This is a genomic window from Paractinoplanes ovalisporus (genome assembly GCF_016834655.1).
In the GTDB taxonomy this organism is placed as follows: Bacteria; Actinomycetota; Actinomycetes; order Mycobacteriales; family Micromonosporaceae; genus Actinoplanes; species Actinoplanes ovalisporus.
The window spans coordinates 133,311-151,846 of the sequence record NZ_JAENHP010000003.1 but is presented as its reverse complement, the minus strand read 5'-3'; the positions used below and the strand labels follow the sequence as shown (position 1 = coordinate 151,846).

At 70.9% G+C, this 18,536-nt stretch carries 13 protein-coding genes and 1 tRNA gene; 9 read left to right on the top strand and 5 right to left on the bottom strand.

Going from position 1 to position 18,536, the window contains the following annotated elements; all coding sequences use genetic code 11:
• The first annotated feature begins 67 nt into the window (after positions 1–67).
• Positions 68–1,702: a methyl-accepting chemotaxis protein gene (locus JIG36_RS10820; RefSeq protein WP_203375968.1), complete on the top strand. Its 1,635-nt coding sequence runs from the start codon at positions 68–70 to the stop codon at positions 1,700–1,702.
• A gap of 232 nt (positions 1,703–1,934) precedes the next feature.
• Positions 1,935–3,020, top strand: coding sequence for a calcium-binding protein (locus JIG36_RS10815; protein ID WP_203375967.1), 1,086 nt, complete (start codon positions 1,935–1,937; stop codon positions 3,018–3,020).
• Positions 3,021–3,068: 48 nt separating this feature from the next.
• On the opposite strand, the gene JIG36_RS10810 is transcribed toward JIG36_RS10815, so the two are convergent.
• The 3 genes from JIG36_RS10810 to JIG36_RS10800 form a co-directional block, all read right to left on the bottom strand.
• On the bottom strand, positions 3,069–3,761 hold the full coding sequence (locus JIG36_RS10810; RefSeq protein ID WP_203375966.1) for a Crp/Fnr family transcriptional regulator: 693 nt from the start codon (positions 3,759–3,761) through the stop codon (positions 3,069–3,071).
• Positions 3,751–5,808: an adenylate/guanylate cyclase domain-containing protein gene (locus JIG36_RS10805; RefSeq protein ID WP_307872660.1), complete on the bottom strand. Its 2,058-nt coding sequence runs from the start codon at positions 5,806–5,808 to the stop codon at positions 3,751–3,753. Before JIG36_RS10805 ends, JIG36_RS10810 begins: the two co-directional genes overlap by 11 nt.
• 450 nt (positions 5,809–6,258) lie before the next feature.
• A tRNA-Gly gene (locus JIG36_RS10800) sits at positions 6,259–6,331 on the bottom strand.
• A 78-nt stretch (positions 6,332–6,409) separates the two neighbouring features.
• Here JIG36_RS10800 and JIG36_RS10795 point away from each other — a divergent pair.
• The 5 genes from JIG36_RS10795 to JIG36_RS10775 all read left to right on the top strand — a co-directional run bounded on the left by JIG36_RS10795 (position 6,410) and on the right by JIG36_RS10775 (position 11,400).
• On the top strand, positions 6,410–8,110 hold the full coding sequence (locus JIG36_RS10795) for an FAD-dependent oxidoreductase (protein ID WP_307872659.1): 1,701 nt from the start codon (positions 6,410–6,412) through the stop codon (positions 8,108–8,110).
• 10 nt (positions 8,111–8,120) lie between these two features.
• A complete protein-coding gene (locus tag JIG36_RS10790; protein WP_203375965.1) occupies positions 8,121–8,441 on the top strand; it encodes an STAS domain-containing protein in 321 nt (106 codons plus the stop codon).
• 264 nt (positions 8,442–8,705) lie between these two features.
• Complete coding sequence (locus tag JIG36_RS10785) at positions 8,706–9,776, top strand: glycoside hydrolase family 26 protein (protein WP_203375964.1); 1,071 nt, start codon at positions 8,706–8,708, stop codon at positions 9,774–9,776.
• 188 nt (positions 9,777–9,964) lie between these two features.
• Positions 9,965–10,573: a TetR/AcrR family transcriptional regulator gene (locus JIG36_RS10780; RefSeq protein ID WP_203375963.1), complete on the top strand. Its 609-nt coding sequence runs from the start codon at positions 9,965–9,967 to the stop codon at positions 10,571–10,573.
• Positions 10,570–11,400: a nucleotidyltransferase domain-containing protein gene (locus JIG36_RS10775; RefSeq protein ID WP_203375962.1), complete on the top strand. Its 831-nt coding sequence runs from the start codon at positions 10,570–10,572 to the stop codon at positions 11,398–11,400. Before JIG36_RS10780 ends, JIG36_RS10775 begins: the two co-directional genes overlap by 4 nt.
• Positions 11,401–11,460: 60 nt before the next feature.
• On the opposite strand, the gene JIG36_RS10770 is transcribed toward JIG36_RS10775, so the two are convergent.
• A complete protein-coding gene (locus JIG36_RS10770; protein ID WP_307872658.1) occupies positions 11,461–12,678 on the bottom strand; it encodes a vanadium-dependent haloperoxidase in 1,218 nt (405 codons plus the stop codon).
• A gap of 132 nt (positions 12,679–12,810) precedes the next feature.
• On the opposite strand from JIG36_RS10770, the gene JIG36_RS10765 reads away from it, so the two are divergent.
• Both JIG36_RS10765 and JIG36_RS10760 read left to right on the top strand, forming a co-directional pair.
• On the top strand, positions 12,811–13,476 hold the full coding sequence (locus JIG36_RS10765; protein ID WP_307872657.1) for an endonuclease V: 666 nt from the start codon (positions 12,811–12,813) through the stop codon (positions 13,474–13,476).
• Positions 13,477–13,743: 267 nt separating this feature from the next.
• Positions 13,744–14,859, top strand: a complete 1,116-nt coding sequence (locus JIG36_RS10760) for a hypothetical protein (protein WP_203375961.1) — start codon at positions 13,744–13,746, stop codon at positions 14,857–14,859.
• A 124-nt stretch (positions 14,860–14,983) separates the two neighbouring features.
• Here the strand turns inward: JIG36_RS10760 and JIG36_RS10755 are convergent, their stop codons facing one another.
• Entirely contained in the window at positions 14,984–18,499 is a 3,516-nt protein-coding gene (locus tag JIG36_RS10755; RefSeq protein ID WP_203375960.1) for a P-loop NTPase fold protein, read from the bottom strand.
• Positions 18,500–18,536 lie beyond the last annotated feature (37 nt).

Here is an 18,536-nt window from a genome sequence, read left to right as displayed (position 1 = left end):
ACGTCCCTTTCGCGAGGACTGTTCGCAATAGTGGGGGGACGGGTACCGCACGAGACGGAGTGGCGAAATGAGCACGCTGGCCCTGACCGAGCCGATCTCCCAGACCGCGGGCGGCCGGCGCACCTTCGACGACCTGAGCGTCAAGGTCAAGGTGCTCGCCGCGGTGGGCGCGGCCGCCCTGGTCGCACTCGTCGTCGGGATCATGGGGCTGTCGTCGCTGAACAAGGCGAGCGCCGCGGCCCAGCAGATCTATGTCAGCAACGTCGCGGGCGTCAAGGCCATCGGCGAGATCCGGACCTCGATCAGCTCCACCCGCAACGACCTGGCCCAGCAGGCGCTGTCGATCGACGCGGCCGGGACGCAGAAGTTCACCGAGGCCTTCCAGGACGACATCACCGCCTTCGACACCGCCTTGACCTCCTACCGCAGCACCGTCCCGGCCGCCGACGCCGCGGTGCTCAACCAGCTCCAGACGGACTGGAGCGCCTTCGTCGAGCTCGCCCGGACCCGCATGCTGCCGCTCGGCGAACGCAACGCCCTCTCCGACTGGGCCAAGCTGCGCGACAGCGAGGTGATCCCGATCCTCGACAAGGTGTTCGCGAGCGTCAGCGCCATGGAACAGGCCGAGAACGCGGACGCCGCCGCCAGCGCGGCCGCCGCCCACTCCAGCTTCACCAGGAACCGGGCCTGGTCGATCGCCGTCCTGGCGGTCGGCCTGACCCTGGCTCTCGGCCTCGGCGTCTGGGTCGCGCGGCGGATCGTCGGGTCGCTCACCCGGGTCACCGTCGTCTGCGACGGCCTGGCCGACGGCGACCTGACCCTCACTTCCGGCCTGACCAGCGCCGACGAGCCGGGCCGGATGGGCCGCTCGCTCGACACCGCGATGGCCCGGCTGCGGGCCACGGTCAGCACGATCGAGGCGTCCGCGGCGTCGCTGGCCGGCGCGTCCGACCGGATGACCGACACCGCCACCCACATCGCCTCCTCCGCCGAGGAGACCTCGGTGCAGGCCCAGGCCGTCTCGGCCGCGGCCGAGCAGGTCTCGCGCAGCGTCGACAGCGTGTCGGCCGGCGGTGAGCAGATGGGCGCCTCGATCCGCGAGATCTCGCAGAACGCGACCGAGGCGGCCCGGGTCGCCGCCGAGGCGGTCACCGTCACCGCCACCACGTCGGCCACCATGGGCAAGCTGGGCGAGTCGTCGGCCGAGATCGGCAACGTCATCAAGACCATCACCTCGATCGCCGAGCAGACCAACCTGCTGGCCCTGAACGCCACCATCGAGGCGGCCCGCGCGGGCGACGCCGGCAAGGGCTTCGCCGTGGTCGCCTCCGAGGTGAAGGACCTGGCCCAGGAGACGGCCCGCGCCACCGAGGACATCTCGGCCCGGGTCGAGGCCATCCAGGCCGACACCAGCGGCGCGGTCCTCGCGATCGAGGAGATCTCGCTGGTCATCGAGCGGATCAGCGACTTCCAGACCACGATCGCCTCGGCCGTCGAGGAACAGACGGCCACGACCGCCGAGATGAACCGCAGCGTCACCGAGGCCGCGCACGGCACGGGCGAGATCGCCAACAACATCACCGGCGTGGCCGAGGCGGCCCAGCTGACGAGCCAGGGCGTCAGCGAGACCCAGGAGGCCACGGCCGAACTGGCCCGTATGTCGTCCGAGCTGCGCAGCGTCGTCTCGGCGTTCCGGGTCTGAACGGCCGGCCCTTGCCGCCCGCGAATTCGCGCGGGACAATAACAAAAGGCGTCAAGCGAATACCGCGGAATGCCAACCGCCGGACAAAGAACAAGTGATTTCCCGACAGTTCCGGCGGGCATCTTTACCAGTTCAGACCCGTAATTCTTCCTGCGGCCGGAGCCTGTCCGGCTGCGAAGGTTTCCCGGTGTCCGGCACACCGGATGCGAACCTTCAAGGGGGGAAAACGCAGATGAGCAACAACGAGGCCCGTCGGCGCCGGCTGCTCCGATTCGCCACGCTCGCCGCGGCGGGCACGGCACCCGCGCTGATCCTGGCCGCCCCGGCCTACGCCGCCACCGGCGTCAACAAGGTCGGGAACACCATCACCGTCAACGCTCAGGTCAACCGGGCCAACAACATCACGGTCACCCGTACGGGCAATTTCTTCTTCGTCCGGGACGCCGGTGACCCGCCGGTCGCGGGTGCGGGCTGTGTCCAGGTGAACGCGGCGGTCGTGGCCTGCAACGCCAACAACGTCACCCTGATCCGGGTCAACGCCCGGGACCGCAACGACCGGGTCTTCAACAACACCGGCACCAACTCGGAGCTCAACGGTGGAGACGGTGTGGACACCCTGCTCGGGGGGAGCGGGGCCGACCGGATCAACGGCAACAGCGGCAGCGACCGGATGTCCGGTGGCGCCGGGAACGACCGCCTCGACGGCGCCCTGGGAGCCGACACCCAGACCGGCGGGCCCGGCAACGACATCATCATCGGTGGTCCGGGCAACGACCGGCAGCTCGGCGAGGCCGGCAACGACCGGCTGATCGGGCAGGACGGCAACGACGTCCAGTCCGGCGGGCTGGGCAACGACAGTCTGAGCGGCGACAACGGCAACGACACGCAGAACGGGGACGCCGGCAACGACACCCTCCTCGGCGGCAACGGCAACGACACGCAGAACGGTGGCGCCGGGAACGACATCGTCAACGGTGGCGGCGGGAACGACCGGCAGGACGGTGGACTCGGTAACGACCGGGTGGCCGGGCTGACCGGGGTCGACTTCGGCCGTGGCGGCGCCGGCAACGACACGGTCACCGGTGACGCCGGGAACGACCGGCTCCTCGGCGAGGCCGGCAACGACGTGCTGCGTGGCGGCGTCGGCAACGACGCGATCGTCGGCGGGGCCGGGGCCGACCTGCTGTTCGGCGACGCGGGCAACGACAACCTGAACAGCGTCGACGGCGTGCGGGGGAACGACCGCAACTTCGGCGGGCTGGGCACCGACCGCTGCGTCGCCGACCCGGTCGACTTCAAGAACAGCTGCGAGCTGTAGCTTTCCTGGTGACACGGGGTGGGGTGCCGGTCGGCGCTCCACCCCTCACTATTTGGCGCGGGCGCGCAGACGGTCCAGGTCGATGACCGTCACCGAACGGCGGCTGGTCTCGATGATGTTCTGCCGGCGCAGCACCCGCAGCGCCTTGGTCACCGACTCGCGCGACGAACCGGTCCACGCGGCCAGCTCGTCCTGGGTGAGCGGCAGCGTGATGCGTACGGCGTCGTCCTGCGAGGCCCCGAACCGCTCGGCCAGCTCGGCCAGGCGCAGCGCGACCCGGCCCAGGGTGTCGTAGGTGCCGAACTCGACCCGTTTGCGGTCGGCGTCGCGCAACCGGGACACGATCATCCGGACGATCCGCACCGCGGCGTCGGGGTGGCTGTTGAGGAACTGCAGGAAACTGGTGACGGTCACGACGTACGTATCCAGAGGTTCCAGCGCCGACACCGAGGCCGAGCGGGGTGCGCCGTCCAGCGCCGACATCTCCCCCAGCAGCGCGCCCGGCCCGCGGATGGCCAGCAGCACCTCGCCGCCCTGCTCGGTCAGCGAGAACACCTTGGCCCGGCCGCTGAGCACGAGGACCACGGTCGTCGACCGGTCGCCCTCGCTGAACAGGGTCGCCCCGGCCGGCCAGCGCCGACGCCGGCCCAGTCGCAGCAGGTCGTCCCGGTCGCCCGCGGACAGCAGGCCGGCGAACTCGCCGGGATCGCTGCGGATCAGCGGGCCCGTCTCAGTTGACATGGTCCCCTCCGGAGAAGCCGTGCAGGACGTACGCCGAGACCGGTTGCACCCGCCCCTTCACGATCAGCTCGCCGAGCGGGGTGACCAGCGCGCAGTCACCGATCCGGTCGCGTGTGGACGCGCCGATCACCACCTGGCCCGGCTCGGCTCGCGACTCGAGGCGGGCGGCCACGTTGACCGCGTCCCCCATCGCGTTGAAGTTGCGCAGCGCCTCTCCCCCGATGTTGCCGACCAGCGCCTCCCCCGTGTTGATGCCGACCCGGAACCGCGGCCACTCGGGCCGGCGGGCGGCGATCCGGTCCACCCCCTGCTGCATGGTCAGGGCGGCCCGGGCCGCGCGCAGGGCGTGGTCGGGTTGCCGGGCCGGGGCGTTGAACAGGGCCATCAGCGCGTCGCCGACGAACTGCACGACGGTGCCGTTCTCACCCAGCACGGCGTGCGTGGCCACGTCGAAGTAGCGGTTGAGCATCTCGACGATCTCGCCCGGCGACGAGAACTCGGAGAACGTGGAGAAGCCGCGCAGGTCGGCGAAGAGCGAGGTCACCTCGAGGACGGCGCCGCCCAGCGCGGCCTGGCTCGGGTCGGCGACCAGCGCGGTCGCCACGTCGGGCGACATGTACTGCCGGAACAGCACGTCGAGCGTGCGGTAGAGCCGGGCGTTCTCGAGCGCGATCGCGATCTGGGCGGCCAGCGAGGCGAGCAGGGCGGCATCACGCTCGGGCACCGGACCGCCGCGGTCGGCCACCAGCACCCCGGCCGGGTGTCCCTTCACGAGGAACGGCAGGTGGAGGGCCTGATCCGTGTGCGGTGCCCGCTGCGCCAGGGCGGCCTGGGCGCCGCGGAACATGTGGGCCGGCAGCGGTTCCCCACTTCCCGGTCCCGCCGCGAGCACAGGCGGGAAGACGAGCCGGTTCTCCTCGATCAGCCCGATCCGTACGGTGTAACGGTCGAACACGCACGCGACCCGCTGCACCGCCGAGCGCAGCAACTCGAAGTCGGCCACGACGACCCGCGCGTCCTGCCCGACGGCGACCAGCGCGCCCAGTTTGCGGATCTGATCGCGCTCGGCGGCCAGGGCGCCGGCCGCGCGCCCGAGCACGGCGGCCTGACCGTCGGTGAGCTCGAAGCGCCGCGCGACACGTTCGGTGGTGGCCGCCATCTGGTCCTCGGTGAGCGCGCCCCGCTCGCTTCCCTGCAGGGCGCCGACCAGACCTTCAAGCGCTTTCCCGTACGAGGCCCGCAGCTCCCGTACGGTGTCGTCGGTCCCCACCGAGGCGAACAGTCCGGCCGCCGCGCCCTCGTTGCGGAACTGCACCCAGGCGCTGTACGCGACGTAGCCGAACCCGGCCGCCATCAGCGCGTGCCACAGCCACCAGGAGGCGTGCCAGCTCGAGCCGGCGGCCATCGCCACGGCGGACTCGGCGAGCAGCACGTACGCGGTGACGACGGACAGCAGCATGACCGCCCGGCGGCGCCGGTAGAGAAGGTAGTACCGCACGGCGGCGTACGAGAAGAGGATGATGCCGGCCGCCCCGAGCAGGACGGCCGGGGTGGAACGGTCGCCGCCGGGGATCCGGTTGAGCGGCGGGTGGCCGGTCAGCGACACGATCGCCCACGCCGCGACGAGCGCCAGCAGCGCCGCGCGCAACCAGCCCGACCAGCGGAGCAGGCCGGCGCGGGTGCGTTCGGACAGGTCGGCCGCGCTGAGGGCGGCGAAGACGGCGGCCAGGGTGAGACCGACCGGGGAGGCGTACGCGAAACCGGCGTTCCGCGCGTCGAGCACGACCTGCGGGGTGGCGGCCGCGTGCAGCCCGAGGAACGCCGCCGCGACCAGGAACGAGAGCGCCACCAGCAGGAGCCGGGTGTCGGAGCGGCGGCGGGCGGCCTGGTTGATGACGATCGCAAGGCCGAGGCTGACCAGCGCGACGATCAGGACGAGCCAGAAGTGGGCCGGCTCGTGCTGCCAGTGGACGTCGGTGTCGGGCCGCGCCACAAGCAGCCAGAGCCCGGCCATCGGCGCGGCGAGATGGGCCGCCCACACGGTCACGCGTGCCGCCCCGCCGCGCCCACCAACCGGCTCCATCGGCTCGCCTCCCGACGATCCCGTGGACAACCCTAGTCGCGCCCACCCAAACCGGAGTGTCAGAAAAGAGCAGCCCACCGGCCGGTCCGAGAACTGAAGCGACCACCCGCACCACCACGCGGGTCCAGAAGCCACCCCACCCACGCCGCGCCAGCAAGCCGACCACCCGCACCACCACGCGGGTCCAGAAGCCACCCCACCCACGCCGCGCCAGCAAGCCGACCACCCGCACCACCACGCGGGTCCAGAAGCCCGCCCACCCACGCCGCGCTAGCAAGCCGACCATCCGCACCACCACGATGGGGGGTCCGGGGGGGCTTGCCCCCACGGCGTGGGGTCTGGGGCTCGGGCCCCAGGGCGGAATGCGAGAAGGCCCGGTCCACGCTTTCCGTGGACACGGGCCTTCTACCTGCGAGCGGACGACGGGATTCGAACCCGCGACCCTCACCTTGGCAAGGTGATGCGCTACCAGCTGCGCTACGTCCGCGTTGGGTAGAACCATACCGGATGGGGTTCGGTGGGTGTGCAGGCGCCCCCGGACAGTCACCTGGCTCATTGTTATCCGGTGCCGGGCTCTGAGAGCATCGTCGGCGTGGTGACCTCCTTCCCGGAGATCGGGGACCAGTTCGAGGAACTCGCGCAGGCGGCGTTCCACACCCTTGACGAGGCGCAGTTCGCTCGGGCCGTCACCTACGGCCGCGCCGAACCGGTTGCGGCCGGTGACCTGCTGTTCGACGCGGGTGACACCGACGGCGACCTGTTCCTGGTCGGGTCGGGCGAGATCGAGGTGTCCCGGGCCGCCGACCACGACGAGGTGTTCCTGCGGGCGGGCCCGCGCCAGTTCGTCGGCGAGCTCAACCTGCTGACCGGCCAGACCCGCATCCTCACCGGCCGGGTTCTGGCCGGCGGCGTGGTGCACCGGGTGCAGCAGGAGGAGTTCCGCCGGCTGATGGCCCAGGACGCCGAGCTCAGCGACGTGCTGCTGCGCTCGTTCCTGGCCCGGCGGCAACTGCTGGTGCAGCACGCCGGCCGCAACCTGGAGATCATCGCGGACGAGCAGACCAGCGTCGGGCTGGCCCTGCGCACCTTCCTCATCCGGCAGGACCTGCCGCACCGCTGGCTGCAACCCGACACCGCCGAGGGGCGCGACGCGGCCACCCGGGCCGGGCTCACCAGCGACGACCTGCCCGCGGCGCTCACCCCGCGCGAGACGATCCGGCAGGTCGAGCCGCGCACGCTCAGCCACCGGCTGGGGCTGACCTACCGCCGTACGCCGAAAGGGGTCGCCGACCTCACGATCGTGGGCGCGGGCCCGGCGGGTCTGGCCGCGGCGGTCTACGGCGCGTCCGAGGGGCTGGAGACCGTGCTGCTCGACGCGGTCGCGACCGGCGGGCAGGCGGCGGCCAGCTCGCGGATCGAGAACTACCTGGGCTTCCCGTTCGGACTCAGCGGCGAGGCCCTGGCCGCGCGGGCCGTCGTGCAGGCGCTCAAGTTCGGGGCGCACCTGGCCAGCCCGTGCGCGGTGGTGGGCATGCGGTCCACCGGGGACGGTCACGTGGTCACGCTGGTCGACGGCACCGAGATCCCGAGCCGGACGGTGCTGATCGCGACCGGGGCCGCGTACCGGAACCTGCCCCTGCCCCGCTGGCCCGAGTTCGTCGGGTCGGGCATCTACTACGCCGCGACCGACCTGGAGGCCAAGGCCGTGGCGGGGCTGCCGGTGACGGTGGTGGGCGGCGCGAACTCGGCCGGGCAGGCGGCGATCTATCTGGCCCGGCACGCCGGCCACGTGACCCTGGCCGTCCGCGGGCCCGACCTGGCCGCCGAAATGTCGAGCTACCTGGTCGAACGGATCGTGGCCGACCCGCGGATCACCGTGCGCACGTCGACGCAGGTGACGGCGCTGTCCGGCGGGCCACGCCTGGAGGAGGTCACGCTCACCGGCGGTGACGGCGACGAGCCGTGCGGATGTCACGGGCTGTTCTGTTTCATCGGGGCCAGCCCGGCTACCGGCTGGCTCAGCGGTGTCGCTCTCGACACCGACGGGTTCGTGCCGACCGACACCCAACTGGGCGACCGCTGGACCGGCGCCGGCCGTCCGCCGCTGCCGTTCGAGACCAGCGTGCCGGGCGTGTTCGCGGCCGGTGACGTGCGGCTGGCCTCGATGAAGCGGGTCGCGGCGGCGGTCGGTGAGGGCGCGAGCGCGGTGCGTTCGGTGCACCAGGCGATCGCCCTGTCCGCTGCCGCGGTGGCCGGTGCCGGGTAGCATTCGACCAATGCAACCGGACGCCACCATCCAGCACGAACCGGCCGACGCGGACGGCCTGGTCGTCGCCTCCCTCAGCGGGGAGCTCGACCTCGACCGCGCCGACGCCGTGCGGGATCGCCTGGCCGAGGTCGCCACCGATCCGAAGTGCCGCTATCTGCGGGTCGACGTCGCCGGGCTCGACTTCATCGACTCGTACGGGCTGGGTGCGCTGGTCAGCGCCCGCAACAGCGCCGCCGCCCAGGGCACGACCCTGACGCTGGCCGAGCCGTCGCCGCCGGTCCGCAAGGCGATCGAGGTCACCGGCCTCGGGCACGTCTTCGGTCTCTGACCTCACCCGGGGCCGTCTCTCACCTCTGCGGGCCGTCTCTGACCTCGTCTCGGGACCCCTCGGGACGGCGTCCCGCTTCCCTTTCGCCGTACGGGGGAAGAAAGCTCAACCCCCGCCTGCCGTGACCGATGGCAGAGCCGACGGTTCTGGGGTCTTTCGCGCGCAACCGACGCGCACCGTGACGGGCACTTGGCACGCACCCGACGCCCTGGAATCTCTTTCCCATGCCCGGCTGACAACGGCCGGACAACAGGGGGAGATCAGATGCTTCGTAAGTCCGTGTACTCGCTGGCCGCACTCGTCGCCGGGTTCGGCGCCGCGTTCGCTGCCGGCCCGGCCACGGCCCACGCCGCCACCACGCCGACGACTCCGGCCGCCAAGCCGGCCGCTCAGAAGTGCGTGACGGATGCGAAGCTGGTTCCGAACTGCGGCGTGCTGTGGGGCGCGGCGGCGGGTGGCTTCACCGGGAAGCCGCGCGACGAGGAGCACAAGGCGTGGGAGAAGCTCAGCGGTCGCACCGCCACCATCTTCCACACCTACCACAAGGGTGACGAGAAGTTCCCGACCGCCGCCGAGATCGCCATGGTGCGCGACCCCGCCAAGCCGCGGGTGCTGCTGCTCAACTGGCGCGTCGAGTACGGTTCGACCTGGGCCAACGTCGCCGCCGGCAAGCTGGACGCGCGCATCGACGCGTTCGCCGCGCGAGTGAAGGCGACCATGCCCGAGAAGTTCTTCCTGGTGCTCAACCACGAGCCCGAGGACGACGTGCGCACCGACGCCGCCTCCGGCATGACGGCCAAGGACTTCCGGTCCTCGTACCGGCACGTGATCGCGCGTCTGAAGTCCAAGGGCCTCACCAACATGATCAACGTGGTCGCCTACATGGGCAACGAGAAGTGGATGGCGCAGTCGTGGTGGAAGGACCTCTACCCCGGTGACGACGTCGTCGACTGGATCGGCCTGGACTCGTACGTGAGCTCGGAGCAGAACTACTACCACGCCGGCGTGTTCGCCGACCTGCTCGACCGCAAGGCCAAGGGCGGCGTCGGTTTCTACGACTGGGCCACCAAGAACCACGCCTCGAAGCCGATCATGGTCGCCGAGTGGGGCGCCTACCACCGCATCGGCAAGGTCGTCGACAAGGCCAAGCAGTTCAACAGCGTGCTGCCCGAGCTGGCCAAGCGCCCGAAGGTCAAGGCGATCGTGTACTTCGACACGAAGAAGGACCTGTTCGGCGACCGTGACATCAGCATCGACAGCGCGCCGTCCAGCCTCGCGGCGTTCCGCAAGCTGGCCGCCAGCCCGAAGTTCAACGTCCAGATCAAGCTGAAGTGATTGCCGTGGCCGTCCAGGATCCGTCCTGGGCGGCCACTTCTTTGTCTCTGGTCGTCACGTCGCGTTCCCGACCCGTTGATCTGCCGCGTCCGCTGACCCTCGTTGACGTGCCGCGTCGACTTTCCTCGTTGCTCATCTCTTGCATATCCCGTTGACGGAGTGAGTACTCACTCCGTACCGTCGTCGGTATGACTTCACCAGAACGGCGCCGAGCGCCCGGCATGACACCAGACCAACGACGAGAGACCATCGTCCAGGCCGCCCTCCCCCTCGTGGCGGAGCTGGGCGCGGGCGTGACCACCGCAAAGATCGCCCGCGCGGCCGGCATCGGCGAGGCGACCATCTTCCGCGTCTTCGAAGACAAGGAGGCCGTGCTGGCCGCCTGCACGGTAGCCGCCATGGACCCGACACGGGTGCTCGAGGAGCTGCGCTCCATCCCGCTCGACCAGCCCTTGAAGCAGCGCCTGGTCGACGCCGTGGACGCGCTCGACGCCCACCTGGGCCGCATGGGCGCGGTGATCGGCGCGCTACGTTCGACCGGCGCCCGCCCGGCCCCCACCAGTCCCGCCGCCCGCCAGATGTCGACCGGTCGCGAGTCTTCCCAGCAGGCGACCCGTGAGGCCGTACGCGAACTCTTCGAACCCGACCAGGACAATTTGCGCCTGCCCACCGACACCGTCACGAACACCTTCCTGGGCCTCTTCTACGGCCGTGGCCGCATGCCCACCCCCGTCGACGCCGAGGTCACCAACGACGACCTGGTCGACCTGTTCCTGCACGGCGCCCTGTCCCGATGACCCTGGCCCAGATCCTCGGCCCCACCACCCGCTCAATCATCCTGCACGGTTCCCTGACGGCCGGCGGTTTCCGCCCCGGCCGGAGCGACATAGACCTGCTGGCCGTGGTCGACAACCCGCTGACCGACACCCAGATCAAAGACCTCACTTCCCTCGTACGGGATTCCGAGCCGGACTTCTGGGCCAAGCTCGACCTGGGCCCTTACGCGCGGCCGGGCCAGGCCTCCGCAGCCAGGCTCGACTTGGCCCCTGACGCGCGGCCGGACTCGGATTCCGCAGCCGGACTCGACCTGAGTTCCGTGGCCGGGTTCGCCCTGGATTCCGCGGCCGGACTCGACCTGAGTTCCGTGGCCGGGTTCGCCCTGGATTCCGCGGCCGGGCTCGACCTGCACGTGGTGACCACGGAGGTGGCCCGATTTCCCACCCCCGACCCGCCGGTCGAGTTGTATCTCGGCCGCCACACGCACGACTGGGAGATCTCGCCCCGGGTGCCGCATGACCCCGACGTGGTGGCCGAGCTTTCGATGGCCCGAGCCGACGGCCGCGCCCTCACAGGTGCCGCTCCAACCGACATCCTCGCGCCCGTCCCGCCGGAGTGGGTGATTTCGCGAGGCCGCCACTGGCTACGTACCTGGCAGTCCCTGACGGACGACGTCGAACACCTGACGTTCATGCGCGAGACCGCCTACCGCATCTGGCACTTCGCCATCGACGGCAGGCACAGCTCCAAGCCCGCCGCCATGGCCTGGGCCCACGCCCGAGACCCGTCCCTCGCCCACGCCGACCTGGCCCGGGTGCTGGCAACGGTCCTCCACGAAACCGCCTGACCGTAGATCCGCGGGCCGGCCCGAGCACGCATCGCGCCCGGGCCGACCACCTCGGAGGCGTCAGCGGCGGCGGAACTCGTGGGACAGGACGTATTTGGCGACGCCGTTGCCGATCCGGACGCCCTGCACGTCGGCCTCGCGGTAGTGGACGCCGCCCCAGATGCGGGCCTCCACGACCTCGTCGAGGGCGGCCGAGAAGCTTGGGAAGTGGCGCGTGGTGCCGGAGTCGGCGCTGTACGCGCTGAACGGGATGGAGTCGCGGCCGAAGAACGACCTCATCGCGTACATGATGGTTGACGTCGAGCAGGTGTGGCCGGATGTGTAGTCGGGGAACGGCGGCGTGACGAGCAGCGGCATCCAGGCCGGGTCGGGTGCGGTGCGCGGGTTGCCGTCGTCGGCGGCCGACTGCACCGCGGTCACGGGGCGCCAGAAGTTCCAGAACTTCTTCTCGTTGAAGCACGCGATCAGCGAGTCGGCGTTGGCGATCTCGGCGATGGCGAAGAACCGCGCGGCCGGCAGCGTGCCGAGGTGCTGCCGCTCCGCGACCTGGCGCTTGATCTCCCACTCAGTGAGCCGCCGGTCGTGCCACCAGATGGCGGCCTCGGTCTGATCGGGCGTGCGGACCGTGCTGTTGACCGCGCCGATCGCCTTGACCTCGTTGAAGTCCCGGGCCCAGGCGGCGCCGGTGAGGGCGGGCGGTCCGGCCGTACGGAACATGTCGCCGCGCGGGATGACGAACGGGCGCAGGTCACCGACCCAGGCGCCGTCCGAGCCGAGCGTCGGCGGGGTGGGCCGCCACTGGCCGGGGGCGGTCGAGGCGTTCCAGGTGGCGTCGCCGAAAGCGCCGTCGCCCACGCGGGCGGCGATCATCGCGGCGGCCGCACGCTCACCGACCGTGATGCCCCGGTTCTTGGCGCCGCCGGCGGGCACCTTCGCGAGCGCGTCGGCGTACATCTCGTCGAGGGAGGCGGCCTGGGCCGGGAAGAGCGAGATCAGCACCCGGTACGCCGCGGCGGCCACTGCCGCATCGAGCGAGTCGCCGCGACGCGCGGGCGGCGCGGTCAGATAAGGCTCGTACGGCGTGCCGGAGATGGCGTTGACGGCGTCGTAGATCGCGCCGTGGACCATGGCGAAACTGCGCGGCGCCACGTACGGCGCCTGCCGGGCCACCTCGTAGATGGCCTGCTGGGCGTTGCTGTTCCAGAGCACGACCGGGTTGGGTGCGCCGGTCGCCGCGTGGGCCTGGGCCGGGGTGGGAGCCGCGAGAAGTGAAACCACAAGGACAAGGGCAGAAAAGAGTCGAGCCATGTCGATCCCCCCGTGGACGATTTCGCCTCCGAGCCTGGCCGAGCCTCCACCATGGACACAAGAGCGCGCTGAAAGGTCGGATCGATCCACTACCGTTGGCGCGTGCTCTCACCCGACGACGCCCTCCGCCGGCAGGACGAACTCCGCGAGCGGCTGGAGATCCCGTCCGGCCCGGTTCCGACTCCACCCGAGGTCGTGGGGCTCGACGTCACGTACGAGGAGGGCTCGGAACGGGCCGTCGCGGCGGCCGTGGTTGTCGACGTCGCCTCTCTCGTCGTCCGGGAGGTCGCGATCCATCGGGGAAAGGCCGATTTCCCGTACGTACCGGGTCTGCTCGCCTTTCGTGAGGTGCCGCTGCTGGAGGCCGTCATCGGACGGCTCTCGTCGCCCCCGGCGCTGGTGATGTGTGACGGCTACGGCCTGGCCCACCCGCGGCGCTTCGGTCTGGCCAGCCATCTCGGGGTGCAGCTCGGCATCCCGTCGTTCGGCGTGGCCAAGACCGCGTTCATCGGCTCCTTCGCCGAACCCGGCCCCGGGCGCGGCGAGTCCTCGGACCTGATCGACGACGGCGAGGTGATCGGCCGGGTGGTGCGCACGCAGTCGGGAGTGAAGCCGGTCTTCGTCTCGGCCGGGCATCGCATCGGGCTCGCCGACTGCGCCGCCCTCACCGTCCGGCTCAGTGGCCGCTATCGCATTCCGGAACCGACCCGCCAGGCCGACATCGAGTCGCGGCGAGCCCTTCGTGAATGGCGTTCCGACGCTCAATAGCCGACCATTTATCTAGGAATTACTCTCGCATTACACGACGCTTACACGGTCTCGGAAGAGTGAACGCCGACAGTTTTCCCACGAAGGCCGGAATCCCGCGTAATGCCGTCTTGAACTGCGGTAACGGCAATATGGACGGTTTCGCCACGGGCAAGATCACACCTCGTGCACAATGCATTCACAGGCGATACCTAAGGTGTTTTGGCACGTTGAGCCCTCGAAACCGACCGCGCCGGCCCGTGCGCGGCGGATGCACCGGGAGGCGGCATGGCGAGACGCGTCTTTCTTCATATCGGCGCGCCGAAGACGGGCAGCACGTACGTACAGAACGTGCTCTGGAACAACGTGGAGGCCCTGAGCAACGCGGGCATTCTGCTGCCGGGAAAGTTCTCGGCGCACGACGAGGCGATGGCCGACCTGCGCGGGCTGACCTGGCACGCGACCCCGACCTGGTCGTGGGACCGGCTGGCCGCGAAGACAGCCGCCTGGCCGGGCGACGTGGTGATCACGAACGAGGGCCTGGGCGCCGCGACACCGGCCCAGGCCGCGCGTGCGGTCCGCAGCCTGCAGCCGGCCGAGGTGCACATCATCGTGGCCGCGCGTGACCTGTGGCGGACGTTCCCGTCGATGTGGCAGCAGAGCATCCGGGCGCGGGGCGTGTGGAGCTTCGAAGACTTCATCGGCGCCGTCGAGCGGGGCAAGTTCGACGACTTCTGGGAGCACCACACGGCGAACCGCATGTTGCGCCGCTGGGGCGACCTGGTCCCCGCCGAGCAACGCCACCTGATCACGGTCCCCGGCCCCGGCTCCCCGCAGGACACGCTGTGGCGCCGTTTCGCCGGTGTCATCGGCATCCCGCCCGGCCTGTGCGACCTGGCCGTCTCCGCCGGCGCCAACACTTCCCTGGGCGCGGCCGAGGTCGAGGTGCTGCGCCGGGTGAACCGGGCCCTGGGCGACCGCTACCCGCATCGCGCCCCCTACCAGCGCGTGGTCCAGCGCCACCTGGTCGACGCGGTGCTGAAACAGCGCACCAACGAGGTCCGCTTCGGCGTCGGTCCCGAACGCGCCGAATGGGTCCTCGACCTGGCCGAACAGCAGATCAAGGAGCTGGACGAGTACCCGTGCGACATCGTCGGCGACCTGGCCGAACTGCGCCCGGTCGACGTCAAGCCGGTCCCCACCCCCGACCAGCTCCACCGCGACCAGGTGCTGGACGCCGCCATCGAGACCATCATCGGCATGATCGGCCACGCCGAACAGCTCAACCTCCTGCTCCCCCAGCCCCGCCAGAGCCCACTGGAGCGCCTACGCCGCCGAGCCGCCCGCAAGGTCAAGCGCGGCCTCAAGAAGGTGAAGCCCCCACAGGGCCTACAACTCTGGTAGCCGCCCCTCCGGTCGGCGCTGCTCCAGGCGGCACTGCTCCAGGCGGCACTGCTCCAGGTGGCGCTGCTCTGATACACGCTTTCTCCGGGCGGCACTACTCCGGTAGCCGCTTCTCTCGTCGGCGCTACTCCGGTAGGCGCTGCCGCCCCAGCCCGGAGACAACGCGCCCGGTCGGGAACGACAGCCGCCCGACCGGCACGATCCACTCGGCCCAGGCCGCCAACGGCTCCGGCAGATCGAGTCCGCTGTCCTTGGCGGCGCGAGTGACCTGGCCGAGCGCGGCGGCGAGCGAATTCCACTGCGCCGCCTCGACCGGCAGGAGCCGCAAGCCGTCCCGGTTGTGCCAGCCCGCGGCGTCCCGCTGCGGCACCAGCCCGGGCAGAAAGTCGGCCCACGAGCCGCGCGGGGCGCGCTCGGCCGCGCGGTGCAGGTGCGCGAAGAGCCCCGGACCGAGCGCGGGATAGGCCACCAGAGCCGAGAGCAGAACCAGACCGCACCGGTACGGATACACAGGCGGCCCGCCGTCAGCCCGGTCCACCGGGTGAGCAGGCGCCGCGCTAGCCGCCTGGCGTACCGGGTGAGCGGGCGGCCCACCAGCCGTCCGTTCCGTCGAGCGCCCCGGCGGCCGTCCGTTCGCTTGGCCCGCCGGCCCACTGCTCGACTGGTCCGCCAGGTCGCGCGCCCGCTCGTCCCGGCGCAGCGTGGTGAGCAGCCCATAGCTGTTCGCCAGTCGCTTGACCTGCCGTGGCGTGCTGATCATGTGCGGCGGCCCGACCAGGTCGAGCAGCCGGATCTCGTCCTGGTCCAGGGCAAACGGATCAACCCTTTCCACCGTGCGGGGTTCCGGCAGCCGGAGGACGTCGTCGGCCCGATTCGCAACATCGTCCGGGCTCGCGCCAGTAGTGCCGACGAGCGGCACCATAAGGGGATCCAGAACAGCAGCCGCAGCCGTCGCCTCGGTCGGCGCCGGTATCTCGGTTGGCTGATCGGCGCGCGTCCCGACCAGTCCGCGCAACATCCGGCGGTACCCACTCTCGTCAAGCGGCGGCAACGTCAGCACCACCTGGAAGATCTTCTCGAGGTATTGCGCCGGCGTAGACCGCCACAGCGACTCGTCGTCGAGATCCAGCGCGTGCGGCGGCCCGTCCTCGGCGGAGTCGTCGCCGAGGGCGGGCCGGTCGCCGAGGACGTCGCTGTAGTGCGCCGAGATCGCGCTGAGCAGCCAGCGCGGATCGACCGCGACCACCACGACGAACACATCGGCCGCGAGCAGCAGATGCACGGCCTCCAGCATCTCGACCACCCGTGCCGGTGGGCAGCGGTCGAGGTCGTCGATGTAGACGGCGATCCGGTCGATGCGGGGCAAGGAGTCACCGGCCGCGTCGACGTCGCTGCCGGCGCTCGCCAACAGCTCGGCCATGTGGGCGAAGTCCTGCCGGATGCGGCTCATGATGTCGAGCCGGGACCGGTAGTCGTCGCTCGCGTCCCGCCGGGCCACCAGCCCCGCGAGCTGACCGGCGGCCGTGAAGTCGCGCATCTGCTCCCGCAGCGTCTGCACCTCGGCGTCGGCGGCTTCGGCGGCCGCGGTCAACCGCTGACGTTGCTGCTCGCCGTACCGCAGCGCCGACTTCCAAGCAGCGCTCCCCCGCCGACGGGTCTCAGCCGCGAAGCCCCGGACCTCCCTGATCACACCGATGGCGGCGGCAACGCCGCCGAGGGCCGCGACCAACGAGCCGATCGGCGGGAGCCACCACACCACCCCGACAACCGCGAGCATCAACAGCGCGATCAGGGCGACCAGCCGGAGCAGCGTACCCAGACGCATTCCCCGGACGAGCCGCCACGTGACCCGACCCGTCCCCGCCATCGCCGCGGCAGCGCGAGCCGCCTGCGCGTAGACCTTCTCAGGCGAGTCACCAGTCAACGTCCGCAGCTCGGCGCGCTGATGCTCAGGAAGCGAATCCCACAACCCGGCTGGTTCGGCCAACGCGGCCCGCAGCTCGTCCCGGCGCGCCTCGGCCGCGGCCAGCCGTTCGGGAAGCCCGCGCTGCGCGATCAGATCGGCCGCCAGACGCGACTGCTGCCGCTGCTCGGTCTCGCTTCCCGTAGGCGCCGCCAGCTGCGCGAACAGCTCGGTGACCAGGCTCGCCCACAGATCGGTCTCGGCGTAGTGCCACGCGTTGAACCGCACCTGCCGCACATAGCCGTGCGTGAGCGTCTGCCCCGGCTTGGCGACCGCCTCCACCTGCTGCTGCAACAACCCGAGGAAGTGGCTCTTACCCTCACCCCAGTCAGCGAACAGCCCGATGGCGAGCGGTGGCCGCGCGCTGCGAGCGGTGATCAGCTCCGCGATCGCCCGCGCCTCCCCGGTCCGGTCCAGCTCGTCCACCGTCGTCGGCGTGTCCGACCGGTAATGAGGCAACGTCGCCCCGACCGGTTCTTCCCCGACGAGCTCCCAGAACTGGACGATGTCGGTGCCGCCGGTGGCCAGCACGGCAACGCCGTCGTGCACGGCGAAAGCGCCCCACGCCCGTCTGGTCCGCACGCCGGTGTCGATCTCGCTGAGCACGCTCGAGGACCGGGGATCCCAGATGCGGACCCGGCCGGCGTTGTCTCCGGTGACGACCAGCCCACGGCCTCCGATCTCGATCCACCGGCCCCAGACGACCGTTCCCGCGGCGCGCACCAGTCGCGTCTCCAGCAGCGTCCGGGTATCCAGGCTGGACGGCTCGGGTGTGACGGTGCGAAGTAGGGGCATTTTCCACAGGTCGGACCGGTCGGCCAGGTCCCAGAACCTCACGACACCGTCCTCGCCTGCGGAGGCGAGGATCACCCGGCCGTCCGCCGATCCCCAGGCACCCCAGGTCACGGCTCCGGAGTCGACCTGAAGCCGCTCGGGCTCGCGGTCGGCGAACGGGTACCACAGCAGGATTTGCCCATCGTCCGCGCCGGCTGCGAGGACAGCCTGCCCGTCGAGCGTTCCCCAGCTTCCCCAACCAAGCGCGCCGGCATGGGGAGCCGGCAGGACACGCGACCCTTTCCCCGGGTATTTCACGTCGAAGAGCCGCACCCCGGTGTCGAATCCGCCGGTGGCCAGGTAGGGCTGATCGTCGACCGTGGCCGACACGCCCCAGAGGACGGGAGCCCGGTGCACCTCGGTGAAGGTGTTCGTCTGGGTCCCGCCACCGAACGGGTGGAGCGTCACGCTTCCGTCGTCCCGGGCGGTCGCGAGGAATCGGCCGCCGCCCCCGACAACCCAGCCACCCCAGGTCACCAGGCCACTCTTCGTCTCCAAAGCCTCCATCTGCACCCGCGAGCCCAGCCGCCATTCCCGGACCCAGCCGTCGCGCCCACCTGTGATCAAGCCGGTCCGCTCGGGCTCCGAACTCCAGATGCCCCAGAGCGTCTCGGACCGGTCGAGCTCGCTCATCGCATAGTCCAGCAGCGGAAAGTGGGCCTCCTGCGCGGAGAACTCCGAGAACCGCAGGCCCCCGTCGGTGTCGCCCATCGCCAGGACCGGCTGGCCGTCGACCGGCCCCCATGTCCCCCACACGATCGGCGGCCCGGACCAGCTCAGCGGCTCTCGCCAAGGCACCAACCGGTAGCTGCGAGGGCCTGGGGCCGATGTGGACTCGGACATGCGAAGAGTCTGGCAGCGGGGTCCGACAGAGCGACCC